Origin of the sequence: Mycobacterium sp. OTB74, assembly GCF_029892685.1 — a bacterium.
Classification (GTDB): Bacteria; Actinomycetota; Actinomycetes; order Mycobacteriales; family Mycobacteriaceae; genus Mycobacterium.
Map to the genome: position 1 here is coordinate 15,368 of NZ_JARXVD010000009.1, position 16,570 is coordinate 31,937.

Consider the following 16,570-nt stretch of genomic DNA (forward strand, 5'->3'; position numbering starts at 1 on the left):
TCGCGCTGCACTACCCACCGTAGTTGGCCCGGCGGATTCGTGGGCCGACTGTAGTCACTCAACTGGCACTGCACACTCGCGAAATGTCAGTAAGGTGAGCTCGTGTGAAAGCCCTTCGCCGGTTCACCGTACGTGCCCACCTACCTGAGCGTCTGGCCGCGCTGGAGCGGCTTTCGACCAACCTGAGATGGTCCTGGCACAAGCCCACGCAGGAGTTGTTCGCTGCAATCGATCCGGTGCTGTGGGAGCAGCTGGGCTCCGACCCGGTGGCGCTGCTCGGTGCGGTCAGTCCCGCGCGTCTGGACCAGTTGGCGGCTGACGACGAATTCGTCGGCCGGGTGACGCACCGGGCTACCGAACTGGACAACTACCTGAGCCGGCCCATGTGGTACCAGGAGCGGGCCGCAGTTTCCGGTGACGATGCTCCCGCCATGCCGAAGGGTATCGCTTACTTCTCCATGGAGTTCGGCGTCGCCGAGGTGCTGCCGAACTACTCGGGCGGTCTGGGCATTCTGGCCGGTGACCACCTGAAGTCGGCCTCCGATCTGGGGCTGCCGTTGATCGCCGTCGGGCTGTATTACCGCTCCGGGTACTTCAAGCAGGCGCTGACCGCTGACGGCTGGCAGCACGAGACCTACCCGTCGTTGGACCCGCAGGGATTGCCGCTGCACCTGCTCGTCGGCTCAGATGGGCAGCCGGCGCTGGTGTCGCTGGCACTACCGGACGCCCAGGTGCTCCGGGCCCGGGTGTGGGTGGCACAGGTCGGTCGAATCCCATTGCTGCTGCTGGACTCCGACATCCCGGAAAATGATCACGAGTTGCGTCCGGTGACCGACCGGCTGTACGGCGGCGACCAGGAGCACCGGATCAAGCAGGAGTTGCTGGCCGGTATCGGTGGCATCCGCGCAATCCGGGCGTTCACCGAAATCACGGGAGCGCCGGTGCCGGAGGTCTACCACATGAATGAGGGCCACGCGGGTTTCCTTGGCGTGGAACGTATTCGGGAGTACATGACGGAGTCATCGCTGGACTTCGACACGGCGTTGACGGTGGTGCGGTCCTCGACGGTATTCACCACGCACACCCCCGTGCCCGCCGGTATCGACCGGTTCCCCATCGAGATGGTGCGGCGCTACTTCGACGACACCGTGGCCGCACCGCTGCTGCCGGGCGTCGCGTTGAAGCGTGTCGTCGCGTTCGGCGCCGAGGACGACCCGGACAAATTCAATATGGCGCACATGGGTTTACGACTCGCGCAGCGGGCCAACGGCGTTTCGCTTCTGCACGGGCGGGTCAGTCGCCACATGTTCAACGAGCTGTGGCCCGGCTTCGACACGGCCGAGGTGCCGATCGGCTCGATAACCAATGGTGTGCACGCGCCGACCTGGGCCGCGCCGCAGTGGCTGGAACTCGGGCGTGAGCTGATCGGCAGCGAGGCCGCAGAGCCCGCGGTGTGGGAGCGGCTGCAGGAGCTCGATCCCGGCCACATGTGGTCAATCCGGTCCCAGTTGCGCGAGACTCTGGTTGCCGATGTGCGCGCACGGTTGCACCGGTCGTGGTTGGAGCGTGGTGCATCGGAGGCCGAACTCGGCTGGATTGCAACGGCTTTCGATCCCGATGTATTGACCATCGGGTTTGCCCGTCGGGTGCCGACGTACAAGCGGTTGACGCTGATGCTGCGCGACCCGGACCGGCTGGAGCGCCTGCTTTTGGACTCGGAGCGTCCCGTGCAGTTGATTGTCGCCGGCAAGTCGCATCCGGCCGACGACGGTGGAAAGGCGCTGATCCAGCAGGTTGTTAAGTTCGCCGACCGGCCGGAGGTGCGGCACCGCATTGCGTTCCTGCCGGATTACGACATGTCGATGGCCCGGCTGTTGTACTGGGGATGCGATGTGTGGCTGAACAATCCGCTGCGTCCGCTGGAGGCTTGCGGCACGTCGGGCATGAAGAGTGCGCTGAACGGTGGCTTGAACTTGTCCATCCGGGACGGCTGGTGGGACGAGTGGTATGACGGCGAAAACGGCTGGGAAATCCCGACCGCCGGTGGTCTGGCCGACGAGAGCCGGCGCGATGATCTGGAGGCTTCGGCGCTGTATGACCTGATCCAGAAGTCGGTCGCGCCGAAGTTCTACGAACGCGACGAATCCGGTATACCGACGCGCTGGGTCGAGATGGTGCGGCACACGCTGCAGTCACTGGGCCCGAAGGTGCTGGCGTCGCGGATGGTGCGCGACTACACCGAGAAGTACTACGCGCCTGCGGCACAGTCGTTCCGGCGCACGGTCGGTTCGGTCGATGGCGTGCCGTTCGGGGCGGCTCGGTCGTTGGCGGCCTACCGCCGGCGGGTCGCCAAGGCTTGGCCGAACATCAAGATCACTGACGTGGACAGCTTCGGGCTTCCCGATACTCCGTTGCTCGGGTCGGAGCTGTCGCTGACCGCGACTGTGCAGCTGGCCGGCCTGCGGCCGGATGAGGTTGTGGTGCAGGCGGTTCTGGGCCGCGTCGACACCAGCGATGATCTGGTGGATCCGGTAACCGTGCCGATGGCGCACACCGGCTCCGGCGACGGTGGCCTCGAGGCGTTCTCCACGACCGCGCCGCTGCCGGTGGCCGGCCCGGTGGGGTACACGGTAAGGGTGTTGCCGCACAACGCATTGCTGGCCGGCGACAACGAGCTCGGTCTGGTCACCTTGGCGTGAGTGCCCTGACGGTTGCGGTCGATGGTGGACCGTACGCGCTGGCGGCTGGGCCGGACGGTGCGATGTGGGTGACGTTGGTCGCAGCCGGCTCGGTGGCGCGGGTGAGCGGCCTGGGCGTTGCGCAGGTGGTCGACGTCGGCACGGACAGCCGACCGTCGCTGATCTGCGCTGGGCCGGACGGGGCCATGTGGTTCAGCTGTCATGGCACTGACCGGCTGGGCCGCATCGCGGTCGACGGATCACTGGATTTTGTCGAATTAGCCTCTGGTAGTGCGCCATTCGGTATTACCGCGGGTCCCGATGGCGCCGTGTGGTTCACCGCGATGAGCACCGGGATCGTTGGCCGGGCGGGTGTCGACGGCGCGGTGGAGCAGATTGCCGCGCCTGGCGGCAGTCCGTCGATGATCACTGCCGGTGGCGACGGCGCGCTGTGGTTCACGCTGAATCAGAAATCGGCGATCGGTCGGCTGACCGTTGCCGGTGAGCTGTCGGTCCGGCCGACCCCGACGCCGTCGTCGCAGCCCGTCGGTATCTGTGCCACCCATGACGATGCCGTGTGGTTCACCGCAATTGGTGCGGACAGACTAGGGCGAATCCCGTTGAACGACGCCATCCAGGAATTGGATCTGCCGGGCAAGCCGCATGCGGTGGTGGCCGACGTTGCCGACGGCGTGTGGGTGAGCCTATGGGGCGCCGACGCGATTGCCCGCGTCAACGCCGACGGTGAGGTCGCCACGTTCGAGCTGCCGCCGGGCAGCGAGCCGCACGGTCTGGCGATCGATCGCGACGGCGCAGTGTGGGTGGCGCTGGAATCCGGGTACGTGGTCCGGCTGCCGGTGTAGCGGCGCGGTCGGCGAACTTCGCGGTCTGGCGTTGATCACATCGGCCGGAGGGCATCCAGTCAGGACACGCACAGGGTCCAAACTGTGACCATTTCTTGTTGAAATAGTGACTGGTGTAAATCATCGTTACCACAGTGATTAATCACTCTGCTGAATCGCCCCCGTTTTAGGAGTTTTGACGATGACCTCATTGAGGCCACTGAGCCACCGTTGGATAGCGTCTTGGACCCACCCAAGCGGGCCCGTCCACCAGGTAGCCAAAGCATGAACCGCCCGTCCGAGCCGGATATCCACGCTCTCACAACTGAATTCGTCAACTCGGGCTATCGCGGCGCCGAGTACGCCAACTGGCCGTTGGAGCGACGTCTCGAACGCTTCCTGCGGCGGCGGGGCCTAGACCGGCACGCCGGCGACGGTGACATCTGCGCCGTCATCCTCGAGCGTCTGATGGCCCACCGGCACCACGGCCACAGCGGGAGCACCGCCGCACCGCAGTAATCGCTCCGTCACGCCTGCTTGGCCCCAGTCGCCAACCGCTCCAATGCGCTGCGAACTCGGGCCGGATCGGTGGTCGCCCAGTACGGCGGCAGCGACGACTGCAGGAACCCGCCGTAGCGTGCCGTCGCCATCCGGGAATCGAGGATGGCGATCACGCCACGGTCGTCGACGCTGCGCAACAACCGCCCGGCGCCCTGCGCCAACAGCAGCGCCGCATGTGATGCCGCCACTGCCATGAACCCGTTACCGCCGCGCGCCGCGATGGCGCGCTGCCGGGCAGTCAGCAGTGGATCGTCGGGGCGGGGGAACGGAATTCGGTCGATGATCACCAGCGACAACGACGGCCCGGGCACATCGACGCCCTGCCACAACGACAGCGTGCCGAACAGCGAAGTGGCCGCGTCGTCGGTAAACCGCCGAACCAGAGCCGACGTGGTGTCCTCGCCTTGGCACAGCACCGGGGTGTCCAGGCGGTCACGCATGACCTCGGCCGCGGCTTTGGCAGCTCGCATCGAGGAGAACAGACCCAGCGTGCGTCCGCCGGCCGCCGTTATGAGAGCAGCGATTTCGTCGAGTTGCTCTGGCGGGGCGGCATCGCGGCCGGGCGGCGGTAGGTGCTTGGCGACATACAAAATGCCGGATTTGGCGTGGGCGAAGGGCGATCCGACGTCCATACCCTTCCACTTCGGAGTCGGTGTGTCGGAGCCTTCCGGAGCTGATAGCCCCCAGGACCGTGCCATCGAATCGAACCGCCCGCCGATGGTCAGGGTCGCAGAGGTCAGGATTGCCGTCACCTCGCCAAACAGCCTGCTGCGCAACAGCCCCGACACCGACAGCGGCGCGACTCGCAGGATGTTCCGCACCGTTCCGCGCGTCTCTTCGCGGTCCAGCCACACCACGTCGTAGCGGTCCGGGATGGCCGGCACGAACGAGTCGATGATGCGCGAGGCCGTATCGCTCAGATCCGACAACGCGGTTGTCGCCTCGGTGCGCGCCGACGCCGCCGCAGGATCCGATGGCGAGGTATCGATCGCGAGACGCACCTTGTCCGCCGAATCGCGAACCACCGTCAGATAGGTGGCGAGCTCGTCGTCGAGAATGTCGATTCGACCGGCCTCGATGTCGTGGATGGCCGACGACAGCGTGGCGATCGAGGCCTCAAGCCGTTCCGCCAGTTCAGGTTCCACCAACCGGGACGCCCGCCGGTGTGCCACACCCATCGAGGTGGCCGATAGTTCGCCGGTGGCCACGCTGGTCACCCGGTCCACCAGCTCGTGCGCCTCGTCGACCACCAGCAACTCGTGCTCGGGCAACACGTTGACCTCGGAGATGGCATCGATGGCCAGCAGTGCGTGATTGGTGACGATGATGTCGACCGCTCCGGCCTTGGCGCGCGCCTTCTCGGCGAAACAGTCAGTGCCGTAAGGGCATCGGGTGGCACCCAGGCATTCCCGGGCGCCGACGCTGACCTGCGACCAGGCCCGGTCCAGCACGCCGGGAGCAAGTTCGTCGCGGTCTCCGGATTCGGTGTCCGAGGACCACTCGATCAGCCGTTTGACGTCCCGGCCCAGCGCGGTGCTGGCCACCGGGTCAAAGAGCTCCTCTTGCGGACGATCGTCCTCCGTTGCAGCGCCGCTATGAATCTTGTTCAGGCACAGGTAGTTTCCGCGCCCCTTGAGTAGGGCGAACTCGGCGCGACGGGGAAGGTGCGGGGCCAGCGCGTCGGCGAGCCGGGGCAAATCCCGGTCCACCAGCTGGCGTTGCAGTGCGATGGTCGCGGTGGAAATCACCACCGGCCGGTTGGACGCGATCGCGTGGGCGATCGATGGCACAAGATAGGCCAACGACTTTCCGGTACCGGTGCCGGCCTGCACCGCCAGGTGCTCTCCGTGGTCGAAGGCATATCCGACGGCCTCGGCCATCTCGATCTGGCCGCTGCGTTCGGTGCCGCCGAGGGCGTTCACCGCGATCGACAGCAGCGCGGAAACATCTGAGCTCACGCGCTGACCAACCTGGTCGCAACGGCAGGCTCCCCACGGGAGAGCTTGAGCCCGTCCCACGGCAGGCCCTGCAGCCCTGCAGCCACCCGAGCCCGGGCACCGTCCAGTGAAGTATCGGAAACCACTGAGCCCGAACGCACCAACGGCACAGTAATGGTGCAGGTCGGCAGGCCGTCCAGGTCGGTGGGCACCGCGCCAACCGGATGCACCACCTCTTCGACGATGGTCCCCGACGGCTTGTGCACCCGCAGCGCGGCCTTGCGTCCGCCGTGAGATTCCTTCTGGCTGCTGCGTTTTGCCACCGGCAATCCATCAACTTCGACCAGCTTGTAGACCATCGACGCGGTCGGCGCACCCGATCCGGTAACCACCGAGGTGCCGACGCCGTACACGTCGACCGGCGCTGCGGCCAGCCCGGCGATCGAGTACTCGTCCAGGTCGCCCGAAACCACGATGCTGGTGCGGGTAGCGCCGAGCGAGTCGAGTTGGGCGCGGACCTGCCGGGCCATCACGCCGAGATCGCCGGAGTCGATGCGCACCGCCCCTAACTCGGGCCCGGCGACGGCGATGGCGTTGGCCACGCCCTGGGTGATGTCGTAGGTGTCCACCAGCAGCGTGGTGTCCACGCCCAGCGCATCCACTTGGGAGCGAAACGCCGAGACCTCGTCGGGCCCGGAGTCCGAGGTGTGCAGCAGTGTGAACGCGTGCGCGCTGGTGCCCAGCGCGGGCACCCCGTACGTCCGCTGGGCCTCCAGATTCGAGGAGGCCGCGAACCCGGCCAGATACGCAGCGCGAGCCGAGGCCACGGCCGCTTGTTCATGGGTACGTCGCGAGCCCATCTCGATCAACGGCCGACCGCCTGCTGCGCTGACCATCCGGGCCGCGGCCGAGGCGATTGCGGTGTCGTGGTTGAAGATCGAGAGCGCCAGGGTCTCCAGGATCACGCACTCGGCAAAGGTGCCGTGCACGGACAGCACCGGGGATTCGGGGAAGTACAGCTCGCCCTCGGGGTAGCCGTCGATGTCGCCACGGAACTGGTAGTCCGCGAGCCACTGCAACGTCGCGGGATCCAGGAAGTCCAGCGAGGCCAGCGCGGCATCGTCGAACCGGAACGAGGCCAGGGCTGCCAGGAAGCGCGCGGTCCCGGCGACGACGCCATACCGCCGGCCGAAGGGCAACCGCCGGGCGAACACCTCGAAAGAGGCCTGCCGGTCTGCGGTGCCGTCACGCAGGGCGGCGGCGAGCATGGTGAGCTCATATTTGTCGGTCAGCAGCGCCGCGGTCACAGCCCTTACCGTAGTGGTTCGGCGAGCCGCATCCACGCGGCTATTCTGGGCTCATGGTTCTGGCCAGCCCCACTGCGCGGACCAGCCCGGCGACCCGCGAGGAACAGTCGGTCGACACGCTCGATCTCGCCGACAGCCCGTGGGTGACCATCGTCTGGGACGACCCGGTGAACCTCATGTCGTATGTCACCTACGTGTTCCAGAAGCTGTTCGGCTATAGCGAGACGCGCGCCACCGAGTTGATGATGCAGGTACACACCGAAGGCAAGGCCGTGGTGTCGGCCGGTAGCCGGGAGTCGATGGAGGTCGACGTCACCAAGCTGCATGCCGCCGGACTGTGGGCCACCCTGCAGCAGGATCGGTGAGCCGGTGCGTAAGTGGAAGCGAGTCGAGACCTCCGCGGGTGTCCGGTTTCGGTCTGGGCTGGAACAGCATGAGGTGGCCATGCTGCGCAACCTGGTCGGCTCCTTGTGCGAGATGCTCGATGAGCGCGAATCATCTTCGCCGCAGGACGAACTCGCGGAGCTGACCGGCATCACAGTGGGACACTCGGATGCCCCTGATGACGACACCATGCGCCGGCTGCTGCCGGATTTCTACCGCAACGCCGGCGAGCACCCGGCCGGTGCCAACACTGCGGAGAGCCTCAACAGCGCGCTGCGCAGCCTGCACGAGCCGACCATCATCGACGCGAAACGCGAAGCCGCGCAACATCTTCTGGATTCCCTGCCGGCCAACGGCGGCCGTTTCGAGCTGAACGAGGACCAGGCCCAGGACTGGGCGGCCGCCGTCAACGACGTGCGGCTGGCGCTGGGCGTCATGCTCGATGTGGGACCGGATGGGCCGCAACGACTTTCGCAGGATCATCCGTTGGCCGGCCATCTCGAGGTATACCAATGGCTGACTTACCTACAGGAGTATCTGGTCCTCAGCCTGATGGACGAACGGTGACCGGTTCCATCACCGACGTACCCGGCATCCTGGTCGGCAACCACCATCGCATCGAAGATGCGGAACTCGGATCGGGTTGGGCAGTCGGCACCACCGTCGTCCTGGCGCCGGAGGGAACCACCGGGGGCGTCGACGTGCGTGGGGGAGCGCCCGGCACCCGCGAGACCGATCTGCTGGACCCGGCCAACAGCGTGCGGCACGTCGACGCGGTGGTGCTGACCGGCGGCAGCGCCTACGGACTGGCCGCCGCTGACGGCGTCATGGCCTGGCTGGAGGAACACGGCCGCGGCGTGAAGATGGACGGCGGCCGGGTACCGATCGTGCCTGCCGCAGTCATCTTCGATCTTCCGGTAGGTGCCTGGGGCAATCGACCCACTGCGGAGTTCGGCTATGCCGCCGTCGCAAGCGCGTGCACTGACGTGCCGACCGGTAATCACGGTGCGGGGGCCGGAGCTCGGGCCGGTGCCCTCAAAGGTGGGCTGGGCACGGCGTCGGTGAAGCTCGATAACGGCGTGACGGTCGGTGCGTTGGTCGTGGTCAACGCGGCCGGCGACGTCGCCGACAAACAGACCGGGCTGCCGTGGTCGGCGGACCAGATCGTCCGGTTCAGCCTGAAACCGCCGCCGGACAACGAGATTGAGGATTACGCGGCCCGGGAGAAAGACCCCAAACCGCTCAACACCACCATCGCCGTCGTCGCCACCGATGCCGCGCTGAGCCCGGCCGGTTGCCGCAAGGTCGCCACCGCCGCGCACAACGGCCTGGCGCACACCATTCGGCCGGCACACACTGCGGTCGACGGCGACACCGTCTTCGCATTGGCGACCGGAACTGTGCCGATTGATCCGGACCCGGACATCCCGCCGCAGATGAGCCCGGAGACCAAACTGATAACGCAGGTCGGGGCGGCGGCAGCCGATGCGCTCGCGACCGCGGTGATGGTCGCGGTGCTCTCGGCCGAGTCGATTGCCGGAATCCCGACCTACCGTGATGTGTTGCCGGGGGCGTTCGCCTGATTCGAGGGGCGTAACCGGGCGCGATGATCCAGGAGCCGACCACGGGCAACGTCGGTAGCCTGGATGACGCTGAGGATGCATTGGAAGGACGGCTCTGAGAATGAGTGACTTGTCGAAAACGACGTCGCGGCCGAAACCGCCTGCGACGTGGAAGGTCGGCGCGGTCACCATCCTCACTTTCGTCGCGCTGCTCTATGTCATCGAGGCCTGGGACGCGGTGCACCAGCAGGAGCTCAATGCAGACGGTATCCGTCCGCTGGAGGCTGACGGGCTGTGGGGGATTTTGTGGGCGCCGTTGCTGCACGCCAACTGGGCCCATTTGATCGGTAACACCGGCCCGGCACTGGTGCTCGGATTTCTGGCGACGCTGGCCGGTATGGGCCGGTTCCTGGCGGCCACATTGATCATCTGGATCGGCGGCGGACTGGGCACCTGGCTGATCGGCAACATCGGCTCACCGGCGGGCGTCGAATCGGTGCACATCGGGGCGTCCGGGTTGATCTTCGGTTGGCTGACATTCCTCATCGTGTTCGGATTTTTCACCCGGCGCGCGTGGCAGATCGTTGTTGGCGTCGTGGTGTTGTTCATTTACGGCGGTGTCTTGTGGGGCGCACTACCCGGCACATTCGGGGTGTCCTGGCAAGGACACCTGAGCGGCGGTATCGCGGGGGTGTATGCGGCATATCTACTCAGCAAGCCCGAAAGACAAGAGCGCGAACGGCGTAAGCGATCGACACTGCCATCGGTGCGGGCGTGATTTGCTGAAACTGACGCCTTTCTGACCGAACTGCGACCACCGTCACATTGGTTATCAATTATTGAAACTGGTCGCCCAAAGGTGTCGTCTTTTCGTCACGGGCTGCCTTGACGTGGCAAGCTAGTGGCGTGCGCGTCACCATACTCGGATGCTCCGGCAGTGTGGTCGGACCGGATTCACCGGCTTCGGGCTATCTGCTGACCGCACCCGGTACCAAGCCGATGGTCATCGACTTCGGCGGTGGCGTGCTCGGCGCACTGCAGCGCCACGCCGATCCTGGCGATGTCAATGTGTTGCTGTCTCATCTGCACGCCGATCATTGTCTGGACATGCCGGGACTATTCGTCTGGCGCCGCTATCACCCCAACCCGCCGGAGGGCCGCGCAACGTTGTACGGGCCGGCCAACACGTGGCATCGGCTGGGCGCCGCATCGTCACCTGAGGGGGGCGAGATCGATGACATCAGCGACATCTTCGAAGTGCGCAACTGGGCCGACGGCGAGCCCGTGCAAATCGGCACACTGACTGTGACGCCGCGTCTGGTGTGCCACCCGACCGAGTCTTACGGTATGCGCTTCACTGATCCGTCCGGCGCGACGCTGGTCTATTCGGCGGACACCGGTTACTGCGACGCGCTGGTCGAGCTGGCCCGCGATGCCGACGTGTTCCTGTGCGAGGCATCGTGGACGCATTCGCCGGAGCGTCCGCCGCGCTTGCATCTGTCCGGGACCGAGGCCGGCCGTGCCGCCCGTGAGGCCGGGGTGCGCGAGTTGTTGCTCACCCACATTCCGCCGTGGACGTCGCGTGAAGATGTGATCAGCGAAGCCAAAGCCGAGTTCAACGGACCGGTGCATGCGGTGGTGTGCAACGAGTCGTTCGACATCACCCGCGGGTAGCCGGGGGTAATCAGACGCTCCGCGTCGTGCCGCCCGCTAGGGTTGGTGCGTGTCCCGACGAGAAGACGGTCGCCTTGACGACGAACTCCGCCCGGTAAAGCTCACCCGAGGTTTCACCTCCCACCCCGCAGGGTCGGTATTGGTCGAGTTCGGCCAGACCCGGGTCATGTGCACGGCCTCGGTATCCGAAGGCGTGCCGCGCTGGCGCAAGGGTTCCGGGCTCGGTTGGCTGACGGCCGAGTACGCGATGCTGCCGTCGTCCACGCACGAGCGCTCCGACCGTGAGTCGGTCAAGGGCCGCGTCGGCGGACGCACGCAGGAGATCAGCCGGTTGATCGGCCGGTCGTTGCGGGCGTGCATCGACCTGAGTGCGTTGGGCGAGAACACAATTGCGATTGACTGCGACGTGCTGCAGGCCGACGGCGGTACGCGCACGGCAGCCATCACCGGCGCATACGTGGCACTGTCCGATGCGGTGACCTACCTGTCCGCGGCGGGCCGGCTCAAGGATCCGCGACCGCTGTCGTGTGCGATCGCCGCGGTGTCGGTCGGCGTGGTCGACGGCCGGGTGCGGGTGGACCTGCCGTATGTCGAGGACTCGCGCGCTGAGGTCGACATGAACGTGGTGGCCACCGACACCGGCACGCTGGTCGAGGTGCAGGGAACCGGCGAGGGTGCGACGTTCCCGCGCTCGACGCTGGACAAGCTGCTCGATGCCGCCCTTGCCGGGTGCGACCAATTGTTCGCGTTGCAGCGCGCAGCGTTGGAGTTGCCGTACCCGGGTGAATTGCCCGAGCCGAACGGGCCGGCCAAGAAGGCATTTGGTGCCTGATCTTCTGGTCGCCTCGCGCAACGCGAAGAAGCTGGCTGAGCTACGTAGGGTTCTCGACGCCGCGGGGATTTTTGGTCTGACGCTGCTGTCGCTGGACGACGTTCCTGCTTTTCCGGAGGCGCCCGAGACTGGGGCCACGTTTGAAGAGAATGCCTTGGCCAAAGCTCGTGACGGGTTTGCGGCCACTGGAATCGCTTGTATCGCAGACGATTCCGGTATTTCCGTGGATGCGCTGAACGGCATGCCCGGAGTGTTGTCAGCGCGCTGGGCCGGGCGGCACGGCGATGATCAGGCGAACCTGGAGCTGCTGCTGGGCCAGCTTGCCGACGTGCCGGACTCGCGGCGCGGCGCGGCCTTCGTGTCGTGCTGTGCGCTGGTTTCGTCGGCGGGTCCGACGGTGGTGCGCGGGGAGTGGCCGGGGGTTATTGCACGGGCGCCGCGGGGCTCGGGCGGCTTCGGGTATGACCCCATCTTTGTGCCGTCGGGAGGCTCGGTGTCCGCAGCTGAGCTGACGCCCGCGGAGAAGGATGCGGCGTCACACCGCGGACGCGCACTGGCTCAGTTAGTGCCGGCGCTGCGGGAGTTGGCTCTGGCCTAAGGGCGCGGTGCGGGGCGCGAGTCACACGCGTCTCAGCTGTCGCGGCTCCTAGGCAGTGGTCGTTGTGCCCGCCTCTGTGCGACAAACGGGCTCGGCCAGGTAGCCGTCGACGAAGTCGTGCAGCGCGGGTGCCAGGTCGGCGACGCCAGAATCGTTGAGCTTGGCCAGCAGAATGATCCCCTGATACTGCGCCAGGAGTGCGTGCGCGAGTTGATCAGGATCGGTGCCCGCGCGCAGGGCGCCGGCGTCGAGCACTTCGCGGCAGATGCTCGCCAGGTGCTGCTCCATGGCGCAGAAGGTCTGTGCCAGATGTTGGCGCAGCTCGTCGTCAGTGGTGGACAACTCGGCGGCGAGATTGCCGAACGGACAGCCCACCGCGCGGCCGAATTGTGCTTCGAGGGCAGTCTGGATGGCCCCGATGGCGTCAGGAACTGCATGCAGTTTCTGTTCCGGGGTCAGGGTGGGGGAGCCGGTGAGCTGGCGTTGAAACGCCGCAGCGTGCAGGTCGATAACCGCTCTTCCCAGTTCGGATTTCGAAGAAAAGTAGTGGTAAAAGCTGCCCTTGCGGATGTCGGCCGCGCGGCAGAGTTCGTCGACGCCGACCGCCTGGTAGCTGCGCTCGAGGAAGAGTCGGGCAGCTGCCGTCACAAGGCGTTCGCGGGCGTCGGAACTTCGGGGCATGTATCGAGGATATTTAGTAGTTGACCGGTCAGTCAAATCATGGCTAGGTTTGCAGCATGACTGCCATCACTTCCGAGGTTTTCCGCACGCCCGACGAACGGTTCGCGAACCTGCCGGGCTATGACTTCGCACCGAACTACGTCGACGTCGACGGGTTACGGATGCACTACCTAGATGAGGGCCCCCGCGATGGCACGCCGATCGTGTGTTTTCACGGCGAGCCGAGTTGGGCGTACCTGTACCGCAAGATGATCGGCCCGTTGGTGGCTGCCGGGCACCGCGTGATCGTGCCTGACTATGCGGGCTTCGGGCGCTCGGACAAGCCCACCGACCGGCGCTGGTACACCTACGACCGGCACACCGAACTGGTCAGCCGGGTGCTCGGCGGATTGGGCCTGCATGACGCGACCGTCGTGGTGCAGGACTGGGGCGGGCCGATCGGTCTGCGGTGGGCGGTGCAGAACGCCGATCAGGTTGGCGCACTGGCGATCTTCAACACCGGGCTGTTCACCGGCCGGGTCTCCAAGGGCTTCATGGCATGGCGGGATTTCGCCGAACGCAACCCCGACCTGCCGGTTGGCTTCGTGATCCAGGGCGCGACGACGACCGACCTGCCGGCCGAGGTGATGGCGGCCTATGACGCGCCGTTCCCGAACGCAGAGTCCAAGGCCGGCGCAGCCCAGTTTCCGCTATTGGTGCCTATCGCCGAGGATGCGGTCGGTGCCACCGAGATGCGCGCGGTCACTGATGAGCTCTCGCGGTGGCAGAAGCCTGCGTTGGTGGCGTTCTCTGATCAAGATGCGGTGTTCCCGTATCCGCGTGCGGGCGAGGCGTTCACCAGCCTGATTCCGACGGCAGGCGAGCAGGTCCGGATCGAGGGCGCGGCGCACTTCCTGCAGGAGGACCGGGGCGAGCAGTTGGCTGCAGAGGTGCTCAAACACCTCGGGTGAGGCTCAGAGGTCGAAGCGCTTCTTCACGTCTTCGGTACGGAAGTGCTCGACGATGATGCCCAGCAGTGGGATGGTGCCGGCGACCAGCGTGCCGATGGTCTGACCCAGCGGCCAGCGCACCTTGACCGCCAGGTTGAAGGTGGCCAGCAGATACGCGAAGTAAACCCAGCCGTGCACGATGCCGATCCAGTTCAGGCTGGCGTCGTTGAACATGTAGTGCCTGACCAGCTCGTAGCACAGGGCGATCAGCCAGATACCGGTCGCCCACGCCATCACGCGGTAGGGGAGCAGCGCCTTGCGGACGGTGTCCTTGGAGACGGTGGTGGACTGCGGCTCGGTCATCTGGTGGTCCTGTCTTGTTTGTCAGTCTTGGCCAGCGCGGCGAGGTAGGCGTTGTACTCGGCCATCTCGGGGTCGTCGGTAGTTGCCGCCGCGGGGCGCTCGGGCAGCAGACCCATGGGGATTTCCGTCGGCTCGGTAGTCGGCGGTGCGACATCGCCTTCTTCGTACCGGACGAATTTGTAGTACGCGTAGAAACAGAAGGCGGCGAACATGGGCCACTGCAGCGCGTAGCCCAGGTTCTGGAAGGTGCCCGAGTTCGACTGGAATCGCGACCACTGCCACCAGGCCAGCCCTAAGCAGCCTAGGGCAGCGAGGGTCACCAGCACGATCAGTGCCGGCCTCCTACGCCGCGTAGTGGACATACCGCAACGGTACGCGTTACCTCCCGGCTGTACGTGGGCAGGCTTTTCCCAGGTGATTCTGCAGGGCTGTACACCCGGTATGTTGGCCAAACTCGCACCTTAGCTAACCGCCACTCAGCCCTCGATAGCAGCAAACAATGGGGGCCGCACGGCGCCAGCGTGTTGCTCACCGTGATCGGGGTTGTACACCCGTACGCTGGTACGCGGTGCAGCATGGCGCAGCACCTCTCGGCGTGCCGCAGCAGCGGGGCACAGACCCCGCCAGGGGCGAAGTAGCAACCGCCCCTGGGATGGCGGCAGGGCGTAGAGCCGCCCAAAGGGAGCAACCGAGAGGTGGCTCCCATGCCATTTACCACCAGCCTGCAAGCCCGTGCCGCGGTGCACGAAAGCTGGGCGAGAACCCCCGATAGAGCGGCCCGCACCGCCAAGGCGCGGGCCGCCGTGCTGGCCAACCTGGAACGCGAGGTCGACCCGGACCACCGGATGAGCCCCCAGGACCGGGCCAGGGCCGTGGAGAACCGGAGGCAGGCCCGGCAGCTGGCGGCGCTGGCCAAGGGGATGGCGACCCGCGCCCGCAAGAAGGCGGCACTGGCGGACCCGGCGATCAGGGCGGCGGCCGAGAAGGCGATGCCGCGCTGTGGCCGCCTCACCACCAAGGGCAAGCCCTGCCGCCAGCAGGTGAAGAAGATGGGCTGGGCCTGCACCACCCACGGCGGCACCAAGTGAGCCGCCCACACGAAAGCCCCCACCGGCTGCACGGCGACCTGCCGCTCGGCCACCCCGGCATGACCAGGCGTGTGCGAGAAGAATGGAGTACGCGGGCCGGACAAACTGGATCAAGTCAAGAAAAAGCCTATGCAGAGTACACAGGCTTCCCACAAACGGGTGTCGATGATCCAGCTGGCCGACGACACCGGGTTGAACCCGAGGACCGTCCGCAAGTACCTCGCCACCACTGGCAGCCAATCCTTTACGTCTGCCGCGGTTGCGGTGCCTTCGAGGACGAGGAAGGCCACCCGCGATGAACGGCAACCCGTGGGCGCGGCACTACCAGGCCGCATGGGACAACCGCGCGTCCGACCCCACGTTCCCGCTGTGGTTCCGGATGATGGCACTGGCCTACGGGCGGCATGAGGCCAACGGCCACGCCAACTTCAAGCGCGGTCAACTCTCATGGATTCTCGGCACTCCGCAGGTTCCCGGCCCCGGATTTCACCGGGTCGAGAGGTCCTACCTGCAAAGGACGCTCAAGGTCGTTATCGGGAATGGCCTGCTGGCGGAAGGCTCGTGCACCGAATGCCTTATCGTGCCCGGCCATGCCGTCGCAGGTGGCCTGGGAGACCCCGACGCTCCCTGCCCGGTGCACATCCGAAAGCGCCGGAAGAAGACACCGCCGCAACTGCGCATCGTGGTGGACGAATGAGGGCGACCGGGCCACATCAATGTAGGTACTTTTTGTACCTACATTCGGCCCCTTCGTGGGTACTTTTTGTACCTACAACGGGCCGCGATGTAGGTACTTTTTGTACCTACCGTCAACGCCCTGACCTGCGGTTTTGCGGCCGCTCTCTTATGAATCTATCTCTAGGCAACGGCACGCCCAGTAACGTCCCCGACCACGCAACCCCTACCCCGCACTCACCGCTGGCGCGGCTCGCACCGGGTGCGCCGGACCAGGCCGCGTTGCCCGCAGGCAGGCGACCGCAGGGTGGGAGAACCACCAGTGGGACAACCCCGATATCCATGAACACCATTGGTCCCCCCAGAGGGGGGTGCCGGGGCGCGAAGCGCAGCCGGTGGGGGGAGAAAAAGCCGGGGCACACGAACCAACCGCAGCGTGCAAGCCGCGAAGCGCCGGGC

18 protein-coding genes are annotated in these 16,570 nt (G+C 66.2%); 13 read left to right on the forward strand and 5 right to left on the reverse strand.

Translation table 11 applies throughout. From position 1 onward, the window contains the following. Window positions 1–104 precede the first annotated feature (104 nt). The 3 genes from glgP to M2432_RS13785 all read left to right on the forward strand — a co-directional run bounded on the left by glgP (window position 105) and on the right by M2432_RS13785 (window position 4,039). On the forward strand, window positions 105–2,699 hold the full coding sequence (gene glgP / locus M2432_RS13775) for an alpha-glucan family phosphorylase (RefSeq protein WP_280827373.1): 2,595 nt from the start codon (window positions 105–107) through the stop codon (window positions 2,697–2,699). After that, a complete protein-coding gene (locus M2432_RS13780) occupies window positions 2,696–3,541 on the forward strand; it encodes a virginiamycin B lyase (RefSeq protein WP_280827374.1) in 846 nt (281 codons plus the stop codon). The genes glgP and M2432_RS13780 overlap by 4 nt, the downstream gene beginning before the upstream one ends. 264 nt (window positions 3,542–3,805) lie before the next feature. Beyond that, entirely contained in the window at window positions 3,806–4,039 is a 234-nt protein-coding gene (locus M2432_RS13785; protein WP_280827375.1) for a hypothetical protein, read from the forward strand. A gap of 8 nt (window positions 4,040–4,047) precedes the next feature. Here the strand turns inward: M2432_RS13785 and M2432_RS13790 are convergent, their stop codons facing one another. Together M2432_RS13790 and M2432_RS13795 are read right to left on the reverse strand one after the other, a co-directional pair. Beyond that, the gene (locus tag M2432_RS13790) at window positions 4,048–6,039 is read right to left on the reverse strand and encodes an ATP-dependent DNA helicase (protein WP_280827376.1); all 1,992 of its coding nucleotides are present in this window, start codon (window positions 6,037–6,039) and stop codon (window positions 4,048–4,050) included. Next, a complete protein-coding gene (locus M2432_RS13795) occupies window positions 6,036–7,325 on the reverse strand; it encodes a nicotinate phosphoribosyltransferase (protein ID WP_280827377.1) in 1,290 nt (429 codons plus the stop codon). Before M2432_RS13795 ends, M2432_RS13790 begins: the two co-directional genes overlap by 4 nt. Before the next feature lie 59 nt (window positions 7,326–7,384). Between M2432_RS13795 and clpS the strand changes: the two genes are divergently transcribed. From clpS to rdgB, 7 genes are all read left to right on the forward strand, one after another. Beyond that, window positions 7,385–7,690, forward strand: a complete 306-nt coding sequence (gene clpS, locus M2432_RS13800) for an ATP-dependent Clp protease adapter ClpS (protein WP_280827555.1) — start codon at window positions 7,385–7,387, stop codon at window positions 7,688–7,690. Between the two features lie 4 nt (window positions 7,691–7,694). Next, on the forward strand, window positions 7,695–8,276 hold the full coding sequence (locus tag M2432_RS13805; RefSeq protein WP_280827378.1) for a DUF2017 domain-containing protein: 582 nt from the start codon (window positions 7,695–7,697) through the stop codon (window positions 8,274–8,276). Continuing rightward, entirely contained in the window at window positions 8,222–9,292 is a 1,071-nt protein-coding gene (locus M2432_RS13810; protein ID WP_280827379.1) for a P1 family peptidase, read from the forward strand. Before M2432_RS13805 ends, M2432_RS13810 begins: the two co-directional genes overlap by 55 nt. Window positions 9,293–9,392: 100 nt before the next feature. Then, complete coding sequence (locus M2432_RS13815; protein ID WP_280827380.1) at window positions 9,393–10,049, forward strand: rhomboid family intramembrane serine protease; 657 nt, start codon at window positions 9,393–9,395, stop codon at window positions 10,047–10,049. Between the two features lie 128 nt (window positions 10,050–10,177). Further along, window positions 10,178–10,945 (forward strand): cyclic nucleotide-degrading phosphodiesterase, encoded by a 768-nt coding sequence (locus tag M2432_RS13820; RefSeq protein WP_280827381.1) that lies wholly within the window; start codon window positions 10,178–10,180, stop codon window positions 10,943–10,945. Between the two features lie 49 nt (window positions 10,946–10,994). Further along, window positions 10,995–11,777, forward strand: a complete 783-nt coding sequence (gene rph, locus M2432_RS13825; RefSeq protein ID WP_280827382.1) for a ribonuclease PH — start codon at window positions 10,995–10,997, stop codon at window positions 11,775–11,777. Beyond that, on the forward strand, window positions 11,767–12,375 hold the full coding sequence (gene rdgB / locus M2432_RS13830) for an RdgB/HAM1 family non-canonical purine NTP pyrophosphatase (protein WP_280827383.1): 609 nt from the start codon (window positions 11,767–11,769) through the stop codon (window positions 12,373–12,375). Before rph ends, rdgB begins: the two co-directional genes overlap by 11 nt. A gap of 48 nt (window positions 12,376–12,423) precedes the next feature. Here the strand turns inward: rdgB and M2432_RS13835 are convergent, their stop codons facing one another. Further along, on the reverse strand, window positions 12,424–13,056 hold the full coding sequence (locus M2432_RS13835; protein WP_280827384.1) for a TetR/AcrR family transcriptional regulator: 633 nt from the start codon (window positions 13,054–13,056) through the stop codon (window positions 12,424–12,426). Window positions 13,057–13,112: 56 nt separating this feature from the next. On the opposite strand from M2432_RS13835, the gene M2432_RS13840 reads away from it, so the two are divergent. Further along, a complete protein-coding gene (locus M2432_RS13840; RefSeq protein ID WP_280827385.1) occupies window positions 13,113–14,006 on the forward strand; it encodes a haloalkane dehalogenase in 894 nt (297 codons plus the stop codon). A 3-nt stretch (window positions 14,007–14,009) separates the two neighbouring features. Here M2432_RS13840 and M2432_RS13845 read toward each other — a convergent pair whose 3' ends face one another. Together M2432_RS13845 and M2432_RS13850 are read right to left on the reverse strand one after the other, a co-directional pair. Continuing rightward, window positions 14,010–14,348 carry a DUF3817 domain-containing protein gene (locus tag M2432_RS13845; protein WP_280827386.1) on the reverse strand — a complete coding sequence of 113 codons (339 nt, stop codon included), beginning with the start codon at window positions 14,346–14,348 and terminating at the stop codon, window positions 14,010–14,012. Next, complete coding sequence (locus M2432_RS13850; protein WP_280827387.1) at window positions 14,345–14,710, reverse strand: hypothetical protein; 366 nt, start codon at window positions 14,708–14,710, stop codon at window positions 14,345–14,347. Before M2432_RS13850 ends, M2432_RS13845 begins: the two co-directional genes overlap by 4 nt. A gap of 342 nt (window positions 14,711–15,052) precedes the next feature. Here M2432_RS13850 and M2432_RS13855 point away from each other — a divergent pair, with 342 nt between their 5' ends. Further along, window positions 15,053–15,436, forward strand: a complete 384-nt coding sequence (locus M2432_RS13855; protein WP_280827388.1) for a hypothetical protein — start codon at window positions 15,053–15,055, stop codon at window positions 15,434–15,436. 295 nt (window positions 15,437–15,731) lie between these two features. After that, window positions 15,732–16,133, forward strand: a complete 402-nt coding sequence (locus tag M2432_RS13860; RefSeq protein WP_280827389.1) for a hypothetical protein — start codon at window positions 15,732–15,734, stop codon at window positions 16,131–16,133. Window positions 16,134–16,570: the final 437 nt, after the last annotated feature.

Bases quoted from the DNA above. Each gene is read 5' to 3' on its own strand.
- M2432_RS13785 (WP_280827375.1), top strand. From the start codon at position 3,806: ATGAACCGCCCGTCCGAGCCGGATATCCACGCTCTCACAACTGAATTC.
- M2432_RS13810 (WP_280827379.1), top strand. From the start codon at position 8,222: ATGGCTGACTTACCTACAGGAGTATCTGGTCCTCAGCCTGATGGACGA.
- M2432_RS13815 (WP_280827380.1), top strand. From the start codon at position 9,393: ATGAGTGACTTGTCGAAAACGACGTCGCGGCCGAAACCGCCTGCGACG.
- M2432_RS13835 (WP_280827384.1), bottom strand. From the start codon at position 13,056: ATGCCCCGAAGTTCCGACGCCCGCGAACGCCTTGTGACGGCAGCTGCC.
- M2432_RS13840 (WP_280827385.1), top strand. From the start codon at position 13,113: ATGACTGCCATCACTTCCGAGGTTTTCCGCACGCCCGACGAACGGTTC.
- M2432_RS13845 (WP_280827386.1), bottom strand. From the start codon at position 14,348: ATGACCGAGCCGCAGTCCACCACCGTCTCCAAGGACACCGTCCGCAAG.
- M2432_RS13850 (WP_280827387.1), bottom strand. From the start codon at position 14,710: ATGTCCACTACGCGGCGTAGGAGGCCGGCACTGATCGTGCTGGTGACC.
- M2432_RS13855 (WP_280827388.1), top strand. From the start codon at position 15,053: ATGCCATTTACCACCAGCCTGCAAGCCCGTGCCGCGGTGCACGAAAGC.
- M2432_RS13860 (WP_280827389.1), top strand. From the start codon at position 15,732: ATGAACGGCAACCCGTGGGCGCGGCACTACCAGGCCGCATGGGACAAC.